At 32.9% G+C, this 15,666-nt stretch carries 23 protein-coding genes, 1 tRNA gene, 2 pseudogenes and 1 other annotated feature; of the genes and pseudogenes, 18 read left to right on the top strand and 8 right to left on the bottom strand.

The window, feature by feature from the left end:
* The first annotated feature begins 2 nt into the window (after window positions 1-2).
* Genes IGK82_RS03495 through IGK82_RS03505 form a run of 3 tightly spaced genes read left to right on the top strand, consistent with a single transcriptional unit; the run spans window position 3 to window position 1,552 of the window.
* The gene (locus IGK82_RS03495) at window positions 3-965 is read left to right on the top strand and encodes a helix-turn-helix domain-containing protein (RefSeq protein WP_002376144.1); all 963 of its coding nucleotides are present in this window, start codon (window positions 3-5) and stop codon (window positions 963-965) included.
* Window positions 946-1,245 (top strand): hypothetical protein, encoded by a 300-nt coding sequence (locus IGK82_RS03500; protein WP_002358867.1) that lies wholly within the window; start codon window positions 946-948, stop codon window positions 1,243-1,245. The genes IGK82_RS03495 and IGK82_RS03500 overlap by 20 nt, the downstream gene beginning before the upstream one ends.
* A complete protein-coding gene (locus IGK82_RS03505) occupies window positions 1,238-1,552 on the top strand; it encodes a nucleotide pyrophosphohydrolase (RefSeq protein WP_002363321.1) in 315 nt (104 codons plus the stop codon). Before IGK82_RS03500 ends, IGK82_RS03505 begins: the two co-directional genes overlap by 8 nt.
* A 154-nt stretch (window positions 1,553-1,706) precedes the next feature.
* Here IGK82_RS03505 and IGK82_RS03510 read toward each other — a convergent pair.
* Both IGK82_RS03510 and IGK82_RS03515 read right to left on the bottom strand, forming a co-directional pair.
* Window positions 1,707-2,386: pseudogene (locus tag IGK82_RS03510) on the bottom strand (peptide ABC transporter permease).
* A 37-nt stretch (window positions 2,387-2,423) separates the two neighbouring features.
* Entirely contained in the window at window positions 2,424-3,065 is a 642-nt protein-coding gene (locus tag IGK82_RS03515) for an ATP-binding cassette domain-containing protein (protein ID WP_002385078.1), read from the bottom strand.
* Window positions 3,066-3,563: 498 nt separating this feature from the next.
* On the opposite strand from IGK82_RS03515, the pseudogene IGK82_RS03520 reads away from it, so the two are divergent.
* The 3 genes and pseudogenes from IGK82_RS03520 to IGK82_RS03530 all read left to right on the top strand — a co-directional run.
* Window positions 3,564-3,764: pseudogene (locus IGK82_RS03520) on the top strand (MerR family transcriptional regulator); the annotation flags it as partial.
* Between the two features lie 144 nt (window positions 3,765-3,908).
* On the top strand, window positions 3,909-4,340 hold the full coding sequence (locus tag IGK82_RS03525; protein WP_002368197.1) for a VOC family protein: 432 nt from the start codon (window positions 3,909-3,911) through the stop codon (window positions 4,338-4,340).
* Window positions 4,341-4,581: 241 nt separating this feature from the next.
* Window positions 4,582-6,474, top strand: a complete 1,893-nt coding sequence (locus tag IGK82_RS03530; RefSeq protein ID WP_016622775.1) for a TPM domain-containing protein — start codon at window positions 4,582-4,584, stop codon at window positions 6,472-6,474.
* 87 nt (window positions 6,475-6,561) lie between these two features.
* On the opposite strand, the gene IGK82_RS03535 is transcribed toward IGK82_RS03530, so the two are convergent.
* Window positions 6,562-6,635, bottom strand: a tRNA-Arg gene (locus IGK82_RS03535).
* A gap of 172 nt (window positions 6,636-6,807) precedes the next feature.
* Window positions 6,808-6,883, top strand: a sequence feature (ribosomal protein L21 leader region).
* A 19-nt stretch (window positions 6,884-6,902) separates the two neighbouring features.
* Between IGK82_RS03535 and rplU the strand changes: the two genes are divergently transcribed.
* From rplU to rpmA, 3 genes are read left to right on the top strand one after another with little or no spacing between them, the layout of a single operon-like run.
* Window positions 6,903-7,211 (top strand): 50S ribosomal protein L21, encoded by a 309-nt coding sequence (gene rplU, locus IGK82_RS03540; protein WP_002355866.1) that lies wholly within the window; start codon window positions 6,903-6,905, stop codon window positions 7,209-7,211.
* A gap of 32 nt (window positions 7,212-7,243) precedes the next feature.
* Complete coding sequence (locus IGK82_RS03545; RefSeq protein WP_002355867.1) at window positions 7,244-7,588, top strand: ribosomal-processing cysteine protease Prp; 345 nt, start codon at window positions 7,244-7,246, stop codon at window positions 7,586-7,588.
* Window positions 7,589-7,600: 12 nt separating this feature from the next.
* Window positions 7,601-7,888: a 50S ribosomal protein L27 gene (gene rpmA, locus IGK82_RS03550; protein WP_002355868.1), complete on the top strand. Its 288-nt coding sequence runs from the start codon at window positions 7,601-7,603 to the stop codon at window positions 7,886-7,888.
* Window positions 7,889-7,975: 87 nt separating this feature from the next.
* On the opposite strand, the gene IGK82_RS03555 is transcribed toward rpmA, so the two are convergent.
* The 4 genes from IGK82_RS03555 to IGK82_RS03570 form a co-directional block, all read right to left on the bottom strand.
* Window positions 7,976-9,130, bottom strand: a complete 1,155-nt coding sequence (locus IGK82_RS03555) for a site-specific integrase (protein ID WP_010784379.1) — start codon at window positions 9,128-9,130, stop codon at window positions 7,976-7,978.
* 68 nt (window positions 9,131-9,198) lie between these two features.
* The gene (locus tag IGK82_RS03560; protein ID WP_349518651.1) at window positions 9,199-9,768 is read right to left on the bottom strand and encodes a DUF3221 domain-containing protein; all 570 of its coding nucleotides are present in this window, start codon (window positions 9,766-9,768) and stop codon (window positions 9,199-9,201) included.
* Between the two features lie 65 nt (window positions 9,769-9,833).
* Window positions 9,834-10,262, bottom strand: coding sequence for an ImmA/IrrE family metallo-endopeptidase (locus tag IGK82_RS03565; RefSeq protein ID WP_016619058.1), 429 nt, complete (start codon window positions 10,260-10,262; stop codon window positions 9,834-9,836).
* Window positions 10,263-10,282: 20 nt separating this feature from the next.
* Complete coding sequence (locus IGK82_RS03570) at window positions 10,283-10,708, bottom strand: helix-turn-helix domain-containing protein (protein WP_016619057.1); 426 nt, start codon at window positions 10,706-10,708, stop codon at window positions 10,283-10,285.
* 284 nt (window positions 10,709-10,992) lie between these two features.
* Between IGK82_RS03570 and IGK82_RS03575 the strand changes: the two genes are divergently transcribed.
* From IGK82_RS03575 to IGK82_RS03585, 3 genes are read left to right on the top strand one after another with little or no spacing between them, the layout of a single operon-like run.
* Complete coding sequence (locus IGK82_RS03575; RefSeq protein ID WP_016619056.1) at window positions 10,993-11,178, top strand: helix-turn-helix domain-containing protein; 186 nt, start codon at window positions 10,993-10,995, stop codon at window positions 11,176-11,178.
* 29 nt (window positions 11,179-11,207) lie between these two features.
* Window positions 11,208-11,492 (top strand): hypothetical protein, encoded by a 285-nt coding sequence (locus IGK82_RS03580; RefSeq protein WP_430605147.1) that lies wholly within the window; start codon window positions 11,208-11,210, stop codon window positions 11,490-11,492.
* A 14-nt stretch (window positions 11,493-11,506) separates the two neighbouring features.
* Entirely contained in the window at window positions 11,507-12,229 is a 723-nt protein-coding gene (locus IGK82_RS03585; protein WP_349518648.1) for a Rha family transcriptional regulator, read from the top strand.
* A gap of 39 nt (window positions 12,230-12,268) precedes the next feature.
* On the opposite strand, the gene IGK82_RS03590 is transcribed toward IGK82_RS03585, so the two are convergent.
* Entirely contained in the window at window positions 12,269-12,451 is a 183-nt protein-coding gene (locus IGK82_RS03590; protein ID WP_126265698.1) for a YegP family protein, read from the bottom strand.
* A gap of 208 nt (window positions 12,452-12,659) precedes the next feature.
* Between IGK82_RS03590 and IGK82_RS03595 the strand changes: the two genes are divergently transcribed.
* The 6 genes from IGK82_RS03595 (at window position 12,660) to IGK82_RS03620 (ending at window position 15,653) form a co-directional block, all read left to right on the top strand.
* The gene (locus IGK82_RS03595; protein ID WP_349518646.1) at window positions 12,660-12,854 is read left to right on the top strand and encodes a hypothetical protein; all 195 of its coding nucleotides are present in this window, start codon (window positions 12,660-12,662) and stop codon (window positions 12,852-12,854) included.
* Window positions 12,845-13,018: a hypothetical protein gene (locus IGK82_RS03600; RefSeq protein WP_164548484.1), complete on the top strand. Its 174-nt coding sequence runs from the start codon at window positions 12,845-12,847 to the stop codon at window positions 13,016-13,018. The genes IGK82_RS03595 and IGK82_RS03600 overlap by 10 nt, the downstream gene beginning before the upstream one ends.
* Window positions 13,019-13,074: 56 nt before the next feature.
* Window positions 13,075-13,398 carry a hypothetical protein gene (locus tag IGK82_RS03605; protein ID WP_010717861.1) on the top strand — a complete coding sequence of 108 codons (324 nt, stop codon included), beginning with the start codon at window positions 13,075-13,077 and terminating at the stop codon, window positions 13,396-13,398.
* The gene (locus IGK82_RS03610) at window positions 13,398-13,625 is read left to right on the top strand and encodes a hypothetical protein (protein WP_002364220.1); all 228 of its coding nucleotides are present in this window, start codon (window positions 13,398-13,400) and stop codon (window positions 13,623-13,625) included. Before IGK82_RS03605 ends, IGK82_RS03610 begins: the two co-directional genes overlap by 1 nt.
* A gap of 97 nt (window positions 13,626-13,722) precedes the next feature.
* On the top strand, window positions 13,723-14,664 hold the full coding sequence (locus tag IGK82_RS03615; RefSeq protein ID WP_010708317.1) for a YqaJ viral recombinase family protein: 942 nt from the start codon (window positions 13,723-13,725) through the stop codon (window positions 14,662-14,664).
* Window positions 14,665-14,762: 98 nt separating this feature from the next.
* A complete protein-coding gene (locus IGK82_RS03620) occupies window positions 14,763-15,653 on the top strand; it encodes a recombinase RecT (protein ID WP_349518643.1) in 891 nt (296 codons plus the stop codon).
* Window positions 15,654-15,666: the final 13 nt, after the last annotated feature.

Genomic DNA, 15,666 nt, shown 5'->3' on the forward strand with positions numbered 1-15,666 from the left:
AATTGGCAAGCAAAGAAGAACAATATGCAGCATTTTATCAGTTTTTAGAGACCTTAGATTGTTATTTAACCACTACCAATGCTCTTGAGAATGAAGTAGCGCAATTTAAGGAAAATCCACATCGAGAAATTGCGGGCTTTATGCTGGCATCTTCGGAAACCATTGACGTTCCGAAAGGATTTATTCGGATGCTCTATTGTTTAGAGCAAGACGGCTATGCTTATTTGGATCAACAAAGGTGTTCGTTTTCGGCTGGCCAAGTCATGATTGTCAATGAGGCCACCTCGGTTAGCTATCAGGGGCAAGGAATGTCTATGATTATATTTTATTTTAAAAAGCACTATTTTCTTGATACGCTCTTAAATCAGCTGGCGGAAGAACCAGTCATGTATCGTTTTTTTACAGAAATTGCTAGCAGTGAATTTGAAAACATTCCTCGATATTTCGTTTTTGCCAGCCAGCCAAATTCGGATGTTCACGTCTATTCGCTATTATTACTGAAACAAATTGTGAAAATGGCCTATTTTAATAATAAAGTGACCAAAGCTGCCTTTGTTTTGCTAGTGGTGGAACTAGGTCAACTGCCTAGAGAAGCTTTAAAGATGCAAGATAATTATTTGTCGAATCATCAACGTGTTGAGGTGATTTTAGCGTATATTGAGCAACAGATTGCACATGTCACTTTAGCAGAAGTCGCCGCTAAATTTCATTTTCATCCGAATTACTTATCGAATTTTTTAAAAGAAAAAACAAACAAAACGTTTACGGAAATTGTCTTAGCCTACCGAATCCAATTGGCGAAAAACTACTTGAAGCAAACAGATTTATCGATTCAAACAATTGTTGAACGAATCGGCTATCAAGACAAAGCCTTTTTTTATAAACGTTTTAAAGAAGAAATGGGCATGACCCCAAAACAATATCGACAGAAAGAGGGAATGGCAGATGTACGAAGAAGTCTTTGAAGAATTTCAGTTAACTGTAGTAGAATTACCAATCGAATTCGTTGATGATTTGCCTGTCTATCGCGGACACTTAAAAGAATTAACGTTTCTTTCAGCGGAAGCCTCTTCACGAAAAAAACTCTACCAACAGCTTTTACAGGCTTATTTGTTGTATAGAGAAGAGAATCAAGCAGTTGTTGAAGAGGAAGAAATAACCTCCTCATTATTGTCTACAGAGCAGTTATTAAAATACTATGATGGCGAAACGTTCGATGGGTTTCAGTTGCCATCAAATGAATAAGAAAGCAGGGGAACAGATGGATACAATGGCAAAAATTAATCAATTTCGAGATGAAAGAAATTGGCGCCCCCACCATAATGAAAAAGATTTGGCGCTCTCAATTTGTTTAGAAGCAGCAGAATTGTTAGAACTTTTTCAATGGAAAACAGCAGAAGAAGGCATCAAACAAGAAGAACGAATCAAAGAAGAATTGGCTGATGTTCTCATTTACTCCTACATGATGGCTGATAATTTAGGGTTTGATTTGGACGAAATTATCGAAGAAAAGTTGAAGAAAAATGCGGTGAAATATCCAGTGCCACACTAAGAAGCTTGTATTTTGATTACACGCCCCAAAGTTTAGAAAAATATCAGTTTGGGGCGTATCAAAATTGATACTTTTTTAGTTTCAACTAGTTGTATTTGATTTAATCTATTGTCTCGAATAAGTAGATGAATCCTATCTGCGAAGTGGGTGTCGTTTATACTCCTAGTCTTAGCCAACGTTTATTATTTACCCTTGCAATAGCCAGCGCGATGACTGTTAGAACTATAATATACAAGATAATCAATAAATTGTGGTCAAAACTAATTGAGTTTTCTGAGCCTTCTAAAAAATTCTGGACGTTTAGATATAATTCGTTTGAAGCATCAAATATTGCAAAAAAACGTAAAAATCCACCAATTGCAACAAAAAGTACTGTTGTAATCCAATAGAGTATGCTAAAACCGATAGATAAAAGAACGTTAGCAGATAAAAAACTGATCAACGCAACAATTAAAATATACTGAATTGAAATCATCGATAATAAAAAAACATTTGCAGAATTACAGAAAAATCCATAAAAATAAAGGAAACGATAAATAACAGAACTAGAATACTGCCTAGGGTCTCTACCGTAAGTGTCAAAACTTTTTTTATATAAAAAGTAAGGCTATTGGTATTCATCATACGATAAAATAAAATTGTTTTTCCTGAGTACTCTTTATTAATAAAGAAAGAGACTAGAAACGAAAACATTAGAAAGCCAAATTGTGTAAATACAGTATATGTACTAAATAAGTATTCTCGGTAACTTAACCTAGTTACTTTATCGATGCCAATAGGTAGAATCCATCCCATTGCAAAGATTGCAACGATAATTGCAATTAAAATAATCATTATTTTGTTGGAAATCGTTTTTTTTAATTCCAAAATTTCACCCCTCAATATACTTCTGAATAACTTCAGTTTGATTAGTAAAACGAATCATTTTGAAATCTTCAATTAAGTAATAGTTGCCTTTTAAATTTTTTAAATCTGATAAATTGTGTGTGATGTTTAGAATAATTTTTTTAGGATGATTTTTTATATATGCAAGTAGAAATAGATAGATTTCATTAATTGTCTGTTTATCTAAGGCGTTGGTAATTTCATCTAATACAATAATTGATTTATCTTCCAGAAAAAAAGAAAGTAATTTTAGTTTTTGTTTTTGTCCATCACTTAATTGTCCAATTAAGGAAGTTTTAGAAATATTTGTAGCGTGCAAAGAATGAGCCAAGTGTGCGACTGAATCTAAACCAAATCTTTTCTCTAGAAGAATAAATAATTCGCAGACTTTTAAATCGTTAGGGACATTAGAAAAGCTTGAAATAATCGTAACATTTTTACTTATTTCAGAAGGGATTAAACCACTTCGGTTTAACAATAAATCCTTAGCAAATTGTGATTTCCCTACACCGTTTTTCCCTAAGATATGATTAATCACCCCTTTTCTAAATGAAACTTTTGTATGTTCTAAAAGTAATTTATTATTTATTTTCAATGTGTAATCATTTAGTTCTAACAACTTAGTCACCTCACACAAACCAACTAATGACTGTTTCAATGACCAATAACAAACTAATTGCTTGTATTAGCTTTACAATCAAGTGATTTTTTCTTTTATTTTCTAATTCATCTACACTGAATAACGTGTTTAAAACTTTATAACCATCAGAGTTTAACACAGGAACTAGATTCCATAACAACGCATATGAAAAAAAATGAATGAACTGTCGAGTATTTTATTTTTTTAAAATAAGAGATTGATGACCTGAATAAAGTTAATGGTTAGATAATTTCATTTTGATTACCTTTTAGTAAATTAAAGATTATAAAATTCTAATTTTAAGAAGGTATACTAATCGTATCAACTGTTTTGGTAAATGTAAAGGAGATTTTTAGAAAATAACAAGAGAAAGATCACGGGAATATTCAAATAAAATAGAAATGTATGAATAGAAACTTTTTCATTGACTTTCACATGGTGTCAAGGTTTATGATAAGAATATCAATTGAATGAAAAGGAGACTCTATGTATCAAATTGGGCAATTTGCCAAGTTAATGGATATTTCCCCACGGATGCTGCGTCATTATGAAAAAGCAGGAATTTTTGTTCCAAATGAAATTGATAAAAAAACAGGATATCGCTATTATAGCGCACATCAAATTCCTTTATTGAAACAAATTTTACTGTTAAGAGATTCAGGGTTTAAAGTTGAAGAGATGGCAGAAACTTTGAGAAAACTTAAGGATGCTTCTTTTTTGGAAACTATTTTGTTAAGAAAACGAGATCAATCGCGACATTTAATTCAAATGGAGGAGCAAAAGATTAAAAAAATTAATCAACAGTTAGTAGCTTTGAAGGAGGAAAAACAAATGATTAAAGGGACAGAAATCGATTTTATTGTTAGTGATAGCCTTAAGGCGCTTGCCTTATATAAAAAGGTGTTTGAAATAGAGGTAGTAGAAGCAACTGAGTACCCTGTCGGAATGAATGAAGCGGTTTTTCAACTTTATGGCACGAGGTTTCACATGTTAGATGCCAATGAAGAATATGGTTTAAAATCACCAACCCAAGAACATCCCAATACTATCTGGTTTAATATAACAGTAGAAAATATTGAAGAGACACATCAACTGGCAATGGAAAACGGTTGTCAAGAAGTACAGCCTATTACTGAAATGATGGAAGGAGCGCTCAAAAATTCATTGTTTATTGATCCGTATGGGTACATGTGGATGCTCCACCAAATCTATCAAGAGTTGAGTTTTGATGAGCGGATTGAGATTTTAGAAAACGAGCTGTAAAAATCAATATTCTTGTGTTTGTTTAACTAGTTATCTGAAAAGAACGTAACGTTTGTCAACTAAGCGTTACGTTCTTTTTTATGCGTGCTAACAGAAATTAGTTAAAAAGATAGAGATTTGAACGTCTATATTCGGTATACTAACTATTAAGAAAATAAATTTTTAATACAAAAAAATTTATTTAGCTCTGTGGAAAATCAGAGCTAGAACATTCGGTAGGAGTGGAAGGGAGAAAAAATCAGTGTATGGGAAAAATAAAGTAGGGATAGAATTACAAATGAGCGTGGGGGAGTATCGAAAAATAAAAGTAAAAAGTATTGTAATGAAGAATTTAGTTTATCTAGCTGTTCTTTTAATAGGGATCTATTTGGGAATGAGTTTCTTAAAACGATTTGAAAGGACTTATTCAGCTCCAACAGACGATGTCGTAGTAAAAATTAATCAAAATCATCTTTTTGTTTCAGATAATGCAAAAATTTTGAACGAAGAAGTCATTAATAATGTACAAAAAATTAATCAAGAACTTAGTAAGACGGAAACGAAACCACAACTAATGGTTATCACAGTTGAGCAAGTTCCTGAAAATGAAACGATTGAAAGTTTTACTAATCAAATAGGTAATAAATTAGGTATCGGAAATAAACTTTATAATAATGGAGTGATTTACTTAGTATCTGTGAAAGACAGGCAAGCAAGACTTGAAGTAGGCTATGGGCTTGAAGAGATAATCCCAGATAGTTTAACCGATGAAATAACAGATAGTACCGTGAAAGATTTTTATAAATTAAAGGATTTTAATGCAGGAATACATATTGTCACCACTCGAATTAAGGAACTACTTACTACTGATACTATGTCTAAAACGACCTCGCTACCTAAGGTTAGTTTTTTGCAGAAAATTTGGTTATATTTATTAGGAATAGGAAGGTCGTTAAAGCCTTGGCTAATTATAGTTTTTATTATTGTTATGTTGTATTTTTTATGGGAATTACGTAATGCGGGGAAAGAACTTAGTGCCCGCTTGGCTCTAGTTGACATGGCAAATCGCTATAAGGAAGATGTAGCTATGTTTTATAATGGCGGTATTTCCTCTAAGGCAATTGTTTTAGGAGAACAATCGGTTGAATTTAAAGCTGCCAAGGCGCGTTTGGAGAAAAATATTTTATATCCTGAAAATTCGAAAAAAGAGATAATAATTCCCGCATACTATGATATGGATTTTGCATTTGGCGAGGTGACACCAAAGAAATTTATTTATAATTATGTTGCACAGTGGAAAGATTTAAGAAGCTCTTCTATGTGTGCTTGTTTTTGGAAGGTGAATCAACCATGGATCTATTTACCGCGTTTTTGGATAGGTGAAGTGTATTGGGAAAAAGTTCCAGAAACGAAATTGCCTGCGTGTCGGATTAGTGGAATTAATGATAACTTAATACCTGCTTATCTAAAAATTATTTTGTTTCCTCTTTCGATTTTATTAAAACATCCTTTTTTGGTATCGGTGACTCTGATTATTTATGTTCAAGTTAGTTTATCAGAGCAGTCGTTTCCTTCGACAGTTTTCACACTAATCACAGAGATTCTGACATTTTTAGAAGACGAAGACTCTTTAGTACCCATGGTTAGTCTGGTCTATTTTTTGATTCCGGTCTTTTTCTTATTTGGTTATATAAAATCAATAGGTGTTGGCTTACAAAATAGATTGCACCTGGATTCTATGATCCGTAAGTTTTTAAAAGATATCCAGCAAGTAAGTTCAGAAAAATCAAAATCATTAAAACAATTAGCAAACGATTTAGACAACCAGCAATATAAAATTGAAAAAAAATTATTGCGGAAAAAAATTAGAGAAAAAAAGATTACCAACAAAAAAGCTTCAAAATCCTTCTATCCGATAAGATTTATTAAGACTACGTATCCTGAATACTATGATATGCGTTTTGCTTATGGAAATGTGTCTATTGCTAAATTTCTAGCAAGTTCACGTTCTGACAGGCAACTAAAAAAGACCAGTATGTATGCGAATCGTCATGATTGGGGGGTTACAAGCAACGAGGGTTCTTCTGATGATGGCTCCGGTGACAGTTTCGGAGGTGGGAGTTTTGGCGGAGGTGGAGGTACTTCAAGTTGGTAGAAAGTTAAACTAGGTTAGGATGAACTTGGGATAACAAAAGCGCCTCTTAGAAACCTTGGTTTCTAAGAGGCGCTTTTGTTATCGTTACGTCACAGGAGGGATTCGAACCCCCGACCGTCCGCTTAGAAGGCGGATGCTCTATCCTGCTGAGCTACTATGACAATAGTTGTAACACAACAAAGCTAATTATAATGGAAGTAGTGTTAGAAAGTCAATCGGAAATTTAAATAACAGAAGAAGTTTTTTTGGAGAGAGAAAGTGAAGAAAATAGAGAGTTTATATTGACGAGGTTTTCTGGTTCTGTTATTATAGTTAGTGTTGTAATTGTGGTCTCCACAGCTACAACCGCACAGAACAAGTTTTTAAGCATGAGTAATCATCACTTGGGATGGCGAGTCTAAGTCTAGAAGAAGGAGGTGCTGTATAGCATGTACGCAATTATCAAAACTGGTGGTAAACAAGTGAAAGTTGAAGTAGGTCAAGCAATCTACGTTGAAAAATTAAACGTTGAGGCTGGCGAGAAAGTTGTTTTTGACGAAGTTATCTTAGTAGGTGGCGAATCTACAAAAGTTGGTGCGCCAACTGTTGCAGGCGCAACTGTTGAAGGAACTGTTGAAAAACACGGCAAACAAAAGAAAGTCGTGACTTTCCAATACAAACCTAAAAAACACTCTCACCGTAAACAAGGTCACCGTCAACCGTATACAAAAGTTATGATCGAAGCAATCAACGCTTAATCTCTCTTGTTGACAGGAAAGAAGGCCTATCAATGATTAAAGGTTCTTTTAAACGAACAGGCTCCGGCCGAATCGTTTCATTCGAATTAACCGGGCATGCTGAAGCAGGTCCTTATGGCAGCGATGTGGTTTGCGCGGCAGTTTCTGCCTTAGCAATTAGCACAGTCAATGGGATTGATGCCTTAGCAGGTTTTGAACCGATTGTCGAAGTTGACGATGTAGAAGGTGGCTACCTTTATGTCGAGATGTTAACAACTGTCAATCAGGAACAAAAAAATATTGCCCAAATTCTATTAGAAAATCTTTTATTAGGTTTACAATCAATAGAGAACGAAAATACTGAATTTATTCAAATAAAAACAATCACTGAGAAATAGGAGGTGCAGACTATGTTATTGACTATGAATTTACAATTATTTGCCCATAAAAAAGGTGGCGGTTCTACATCAAACGGCCGTGACTCTGAATCTAAACGATTAGGCGCTAAAAGTGCTGATGGCCAAACAGTTACAGGTGGTTCAATTTTATACCGTCAACGCGGAACTAAAATTTATCCAGGTGTGAACGTTGGAATCGGTGGCGACGATACGTTATTTGCAAAAGTTGATGGTGTGGTACGTTTCGAACGTAAAGGCCGCGACAAAAAACAAGTATCAGTTTATCCAGTAGCTAACTAGTGTAATAGCTCAAGCCTTTGTTTATCAAAGGTTTGGGCTTTTTTTGTTGGTTTGAAAAATATTTGACCATACTTTTGACCATACTAGTTAAAAGCCGATGTATTTTGATAGTTTTTCGGTAGTTTTTTCTTTTCCATCATTTGTTAGATGTGTATAAGTATCTAAAGTTGTTTTTATGTTTGCATGTCCTAATCGTTCCTGAACTTCTTTATGATCTGCACCAGCATAGTATAATAAAGATGCATGCGTGTGTCTAAATCCGTGAAGCCCAATGTTGGGTAAGTTAGCCTTTTTACGATAAATATTGTATCTATCTGTAATAGCTTGATTTATTGTAAATTCATTTTCTTCATTGGTGAAAATACGTGAAGGTTGTGTATAACCAAGTTTAAGAAGATATTTTTTTTGCTCTAATTTCCATTTTTTTAAGATAGTTATTGTTTTTGCATCTAATATTAGTGTTCTGTTTGATTTTTTTGTTTTTGGAGTATTTGATACATAATAATGGTCAGATTTAGCAATTGTTTTGTTGATTTGTAGTTCACCAGTTTTAATGTTTAAATCGTCCCAAGTAAGAGCTAACAACTCCCCTATCCTACATCCACTAAAAGCTAATAATCTGAATAATGTATAATCTCTTATTGTAATGTAGGTACTTTCGCTTTGTTCAATACTTTTTAAAAATATTTGAAGTTGATCTTTTGTATAGAATTTAATTTTCTTTTCTGATGTAATAATATCTTGATTTTTAGGAACTATTACATTAATCACTGGGTTTTGATTGGTAACCCCTATGTTAATAGCGAATTTGAAGACTTGATTCATATAATTTATAAAAAGGGGATATTGTTTTGAACTACCTTTTGAATGCCATGTATTCACGATTTTCTGACAATAAGCAGTTGAAATTTTTGATATTTCAATTTTTCCAAATGAAGGTAGTATGTGTTTTCTGAAGATTATTTCTGTTCGAGAGTAGCTACTTTCTTTTACGGTATTTTTATAATTTTCCAGCCACATAAATGCTACTTCTTGGAATGTTATATTAGTGGAAGAGGGAATGCCATTTTTTTGAATTTCCATTTCTAACCTTGCTAATGCAATTTTAGCCTCTTTTTGAGTGCGAAATCCTCTCTTAGTTGTATACTTCTTTTTTCCAGTTAGCGGATCGGTACCAAGATATGTTTTGAAGTACCATGCTTTTTCACCATTTTTCTTTTGATATTGTTTTATCATTGCCATTTATAAAACCTCTTTTCGAGAACGTGTGTTCGTTTTTTGTTTTTTAAGAAAAGCCCGGAGGCTAGTCTTTATATTTTTTCCATTGTTCCGTTAGTCATATCCCATTGGGCATGAACAGAATTAAGATTTGCACCAGCAGAACTCATTATTCCAGTGAATTTTACCTTATCACCAGTTTTAAAATCTTTTGTATTATTTAGGTCTTTTACAAATATTACATAAGAAGCTAAAGGACTAGAAGAAATTGAATTAGTCCATGTTTCATTAGAAAATTTATTATTGGCAATAACGGCAACTCTTTTACCCATAGGTTCAATTACGGTACCTGTGAATGTAAAAGATTTTCCTTTAATTAATTCTGAAAATACTTTCGATTGGTCTGTAGTTGGAGTAATTGAATAATACTGATCCACAAAGCTTTCAAAATCTTGTGGATTTGTTTGAAGGTACTCCTGAAATTTTGTAATATTGGTATTATTAATATTCGAGCTACTAGTATGTTTTTCTTTTATAGTTGCTTCTTTTTTTACAGAACTTATTTTAGTAGATGAGCTACTAGAATTTTTTTCCTCTTCTTTGTTTCCAGAACATGCAGTAAGAAGTAATAATGATAAAAATACTAAAGAAACTTTTTTCATTTAATAATTCCTCATTTCTTAAAAATATTTATATAAAAATCATCTACAAAACTGATTTTTATTATTTATAAATATATTTCCATTTCTAATGGTAATCCATAGTAATTTAAAATATCCAACTTAGTAGGATAGCATAATTCGTTTAAATGTGAACCATCTATTAAAAGGTGTGTTGCTCCGCAATTTGCTTGAGCTTCTATTTTAGAAGTAGAAGAAAAACTGTCTGCAGTCATTCGTGCCGTATTATCATTTGGATGGAAAATAGCATGAGACAGTTCATGACCACAAACAAAAAGCATTTTTTGATAAGGTAATTCTGCATTTAAATGGATAAATTTACATCGATGATTTTTGGTGTAAAAACCATATACTTCCTCACCAAAATAGCCATATAGAATAGTAATACCTCTCTTTTCAGCTATTTTGAATGGATCATTAGTCCCATATTGTTTTTTTAGTTTCTCAATTTCATACGGCACTTCTGATAAAAGCATATGACAATTCTTCCTATTTGTTACTGTTGATTACCACGATATTTTTTAGGAGTGAACTTCTTCTTGGCAAGAGCTTTTCCGATACGTAAAGATTCTTCAATAGAAGAAAGAATTGCAGCACGTGCTTCGGGAGAAAGTTCTTCTGTATCTTTAGAGAAAGCAATTGCTTCAGAATTTTTCATATTTTCGATAATCAATTCTAATTCTCTTTGGATGTCTTTTTCATCTTTTTCAGTTAAATCGTAATATCGGCGTTTATCTGTACGACCTAAAAGATAATCTGCGCTGACATCAAAAAAATCAGCTACTTTTTGCAATCTTTCGCTAGAAGGAGATTGTTTTGACCACTTACTTATACTTCCCTGTGCAAAATTTAATTTTCTTTCTAACTCGGCAACGGTCATTTTTTTCTCGTTTGCCAATAACTTAACTCTATCTAATAGCATGATATCAGACCTTTCGGCTTTAAAACAAAGGGATTGACAATTATGCAAATAACTCATTGACAAATTGATAATAGTCAATTATACTATGTTTTGTAAGCAAGTAATTTATGGCATACAAAAAGCGAAACAAAAACTGAATTGTCTCCCCAGACATAAGTAAAGCTCACTTTTTGTGTGCTGTATTTCTTATGCTTACATTATGTACTATTGTCAATTATCTGTCAATATATTTGATAAAAATAATTGAATATTATCAATTGAGTAGTAGGGGGAGGTGGCTACTAATGACTTTAAAACAACAAGTACAAATTGCCCTTATTGAAAAGAAATGGAGCCAACGAGAATTGGCACGTCGAATGAAAATTTCAATGGCTTATCTACAAGATATTTTAAATGAACATCGTAAACCGATTGAAAGATTAAAACAAATTGAAGAGATTTTGGGTATTAATTTAGAAATAGAAAAGTAACAAATCAACTAGCTTAGGAGATGTAACTTATGCAGCTAAACATTCCTGATGAAATGGTTCAAAACGAATTAGCAAATAACATTACTTTCATAGTATTAAAAGAAATTGAAAATCGTTTGAATTTATTGACTAAAACCATTGAATTACCGCCATATCCTAACAAATCACAAGTAAGAAAGATTTTAGAGATGGGCGATGAAAAATTGAATAATTGGATTTCAAAAGGTTTAAAAATTCAACAATGGAGTAATCAGGATATTCGGATTGAACGATCTGAATTACAAAGATTTCTAAAAGAAACTTTTGAAATTTAAAGGAGGAAAAGAAGATGGAAAATCTAGTAATTACGAAAAACCAACAAGCAGTAACAACTAGTTTACAAGTCGCAGAAACGTTTAATAAAAATCATCGTGATGTTTTAGCAGCGATTGATGATTTAAAAGAGGGGGTTGCGGAAAATTACGCAGACCTATTTTACGAAGATAGCTATATTCATCCACAAAACAAACAAAAATATAGACAAATCATTATGAACCGTGACGGATTCACGTTACTAGCAATGGGATTCACTGGTCAAAAAGCTCTTAAGTTCAAACTGAAATACATTGAAGCTTTTAACCGAATGGAGGAACTGCTCAAAACTCAATCAAACTTACCGATTAATAACACAGAATTGTTATTAGAAGCTGCGTTAAAACATGAACGTGGATTGACTCTTGTAAATCAACGTTTAGATAAGCTAGAAACAGAAACAACAATTAATAGAAGCCAACAACGAAAGATACAAGGCCTAGTTTCATCAACTGTTATCAAAGTATTAGGTGGCAAAAAAACATCGGCTTATAAGGATTCAAGTATTAAGCAATCAGCATTTAGTAATTGCTATAAACAATTGAAAGCATTATTCGATGTAGCCTCTTATGTAGATATTCCAAAAGTTCGATATGAAGAAGCATTAACTCTAATTCCTAAATGGAAGCCTGACTTGGAATTACAAGCAAGAATTGATATGGCTAATGGAAACGGAGATATGTTTAAAGAAGTGAGCTAGATCAGTAAATAAAAATAAAAGGATAAGCCTAACTTATCCTCAGTTAAAAGTAGTATCAACAATGATTGCTTTTGAATTCATATCATTCTTAATTGATTCAATGATTTCTAAAACAGAAGATTTGTAGTAGTAAGTTTTGCTTGATGCGATTATTTCATTTTCTTCGGTTTTAATCAAAAAATAGTATTTTTTATCAGAAGCTCGTTTAATCACAAAAAACACATTGACACCTCACTTTAAAAAAATTTTTATCAAGAACAATGAAAGGATAGAAGCTAATGTTTAATTTTTTAATCAATCCAGAATTTTGGAAAGGATTTATAGTTTTAGGGATTTTAGTAATTATAGCTATCTATTTGGCGATTAAGTTTGATAATTAATCACTTTACTTTCAAATAAATTATATCAAAAAAATTATAGGAGGTTAACCATGAAAGCGATACGTGAAGCTCGACTGATAGGAGCATTTTTAGTGATGATTGTACTAGGAGTGTTATTGAGAAGCCAATTTTCATTGGTAGTAGCGACCATATTCATTGTACCAATCTTTATCCGTTGGTTTTTTGATTGGGACGAGGCCAAGTATCAATACTCTAAAAAAGGAGGCGGTAAAAAATGTATGTAGCTGTAGGTGAAGCTAGTAGAGAAACATACGTTACTGGAGAAACACAAGCGGAAGTCTTTAGAAAATTGCTTGAAGAATATCCATATGTTTCATTTGACGAAGGTGTTTATCCAGAGAGATTAAGCGTAGTAAAAAAAGAGCCCCAATCGTTTGCAGACGATTAAGGGCAAATATTGAACAAAAAATTCAAAAAATGACTAACTAAGGAGAGTATACCAAAATGAACGACAAAATTCAAAATTTATTAATGGAACTTGTTAAAGAATGTCGGAAAGGAAAAGTTGCGATTGTTTTGTCAACTGTTGATTCAGAAATGATGGAAGCATCCAGTGTTTTACTTGCAGGTTCTTTGCCTGAACAAGCAATTGCATTTAGTGAATTATTTGAAAAATTTAAAGAGGAAGCACTTGCTCATGATTGTGATTGTCCGCAATGTAAACAAATAAAAGAAGCATTTATTGGTGCAGAATCATCTTCAACTAAACAAAACAATGAGGAAAAACTAGATACATTGTTAAAAGATTTTTTACGAGGTGAGTTGTAATGATTGAAGTAAGAGGTTTAGGTAACGACATTTACGAATTAATGTTAGCAAACGCACAGAATAACATTATTCAATCTGTTCGGACATCTGCATCTTATGGCAATACAAGTTGTGTGGTAAGCAGTAAAGGAGCTACAAAACCATTTTTAGATCAATTACAAATGCAAGGTGTCGATTATATCGAATTGGAAGATGAAAAAATAAAACTATTTTGGGAGGGATTGTAATGCCTGAATTTGATTCGCTAGGGGCAAGACAAGAGCCACCCGAAGAAAAAGAAGTATTAGAGCCAATGTGGGAATACGATGAGGAGGAAGACGAAAGATGATTCAATCTACTTTATCCATGAGCCACCAAGAATGGCTTGAGGATAGGCGTAAAGGAATTGGAGGATCAGACGTTGCAACAATCTTAGGCTTGAATCAATATAAATCAGCTTATCAATTATGGCTAGAGAAAACAGGTCAAGTTGAGCTGAAAGATACAGAAAGCGAGCCAGCCTATTGGGGGAATGTTTTAGAAGAAGTTGTTGCGAAAGAGTTCCAAGAAAGAACAGGAAAAAAAGTTCGTCGTAGAAATCAAGTCTTCGAACATTCGCTCCATCCTTTTTTAAGAGCAAATATTGATAGAGAAGTGGTTAGAGAAAATGCCATTCTAGAATGCAAAACTGCAAATCAATTTTTAGCGAAAGAATGGGCAGGAGACGAAGTGCCATTGAGTTATCTTTGCCAAGTTCAGCATTATATGAATGTTTTGAATAAAGACTATTGTTATATTGCAGTTTTAATTGGTGGTCAGAAATTTATTTGGAAACGAGTAGAACGTGATCAGGAATTAATCGATGTACTGACCGAGCAATTAGTTGACTTTTGGGAAAATAACGTAATCAAAGGAGTTGAACCTATTATTGACGGAAGTAAGGCAACAGCTGACTTTTTAAAGGATAAGTATAGCGACATAGAAGAAACGCAAACTACTTTACCTGCTTCGTTTGACGAATTGATAGATCAAAAAAATGAAATGAAGAAAACCAAAAAAGAGTTGGATGTAGCTATTAGAAAAATTGAAAATGAAATAAAAAGCGAATTGGGAAAAAGAAATGCAAGCATTGGTATTACCAAAAAACATATTGTTGAGTGGAAGGAAATACCTACTAAAAGATTGAACAGTAAAAAGTTTGCTGAAAAATATCCTCAAATTGCAGAAGATGAAGAAATATATATGGTTACTACGCCACGAAGATTAATAGAAAAGGAGATTGAGTAAATGTGTAAAGTATGCCCAAGATGCAAAAGTAAAGTAAGAGATAAAAATTGGAAGTATTGTTCCATTTGTGGTTTGAAATTGAAGGAGGAAAAATAATAATGGCAACAAACGAAACCTTAAAAAATCAATTATCACAACAAAATCAAAAACAAGTTCCTGCGAATCAATTAGGTTTAAAAGGATTAATGAATACTCCTACTATGAAGCGGAAATTTGAGGAAGTTCTTCATGAAAATGCTAATGCTTTTATGTCAAATGTCATGACCTTAGTTTCTAATGATAGCTACTTGGCAGAAAGCGAGCCAATGTCTATCTTAAGCGGGGCTTTAACAGCTGCTACATTAAATTTAGGATTAGATAAAAATCTAGGTTATGCCTATCTCGTACCATTTAATACTAAAAATAAGCAGACTGGCAAATGGGAGAGGAAAGCCCAATTTATTTTAGGATATAAAGGGTATATTCAATTGGCTCAACGGTCAGGTAAATATAAAGCATTAAATGTTATTGAAGTCTACGAAGGAGAGTTACTGAGTTGGAACAGGTTAACGGAAAAATTTGAATTTGATCCAAACGGTAGACAATCAGACGATGTAATCGGATATGTTGGATATTTTGAACTATTAAATGGATTCAAGAAAACTGTTTATTGGACCAAACAAGAAATTGAAGCTCATCGAATCGCAAATAGCAAAGACAAAGAAAAAACAAAATTGAGCGGTGTCTGGGCTACAGATTATAATGCGATGGCTCGTAAAACAGTATTGAGAAATATGTTATCAAAATGGGGAATTTTGTCCATCGAAATGCAAGAAGCGACAACTTCAGATGAAAAAGTTCAACAAATGAAAGAAGATGGAAATATTATTTCTGAAACGGAAGTAGAAGAAAATACTACGATGAAAACAGCAGAAGTAATTAATGAAGCTGATTCAGATTCATTGAATCAAACAGATTTATTTGATACTAAAAATCCACCATTAGAGTAAAGAAGGAGATGTA

This window comes from Enterococcus sp. AZ197 (genome assembly GCF_050556405.1).
GTDB lineage: Bacteria > Bacillota > Bacilli > Lactobacillales > Enterococcaceae > Enterococcus > Enterococcus faecalis.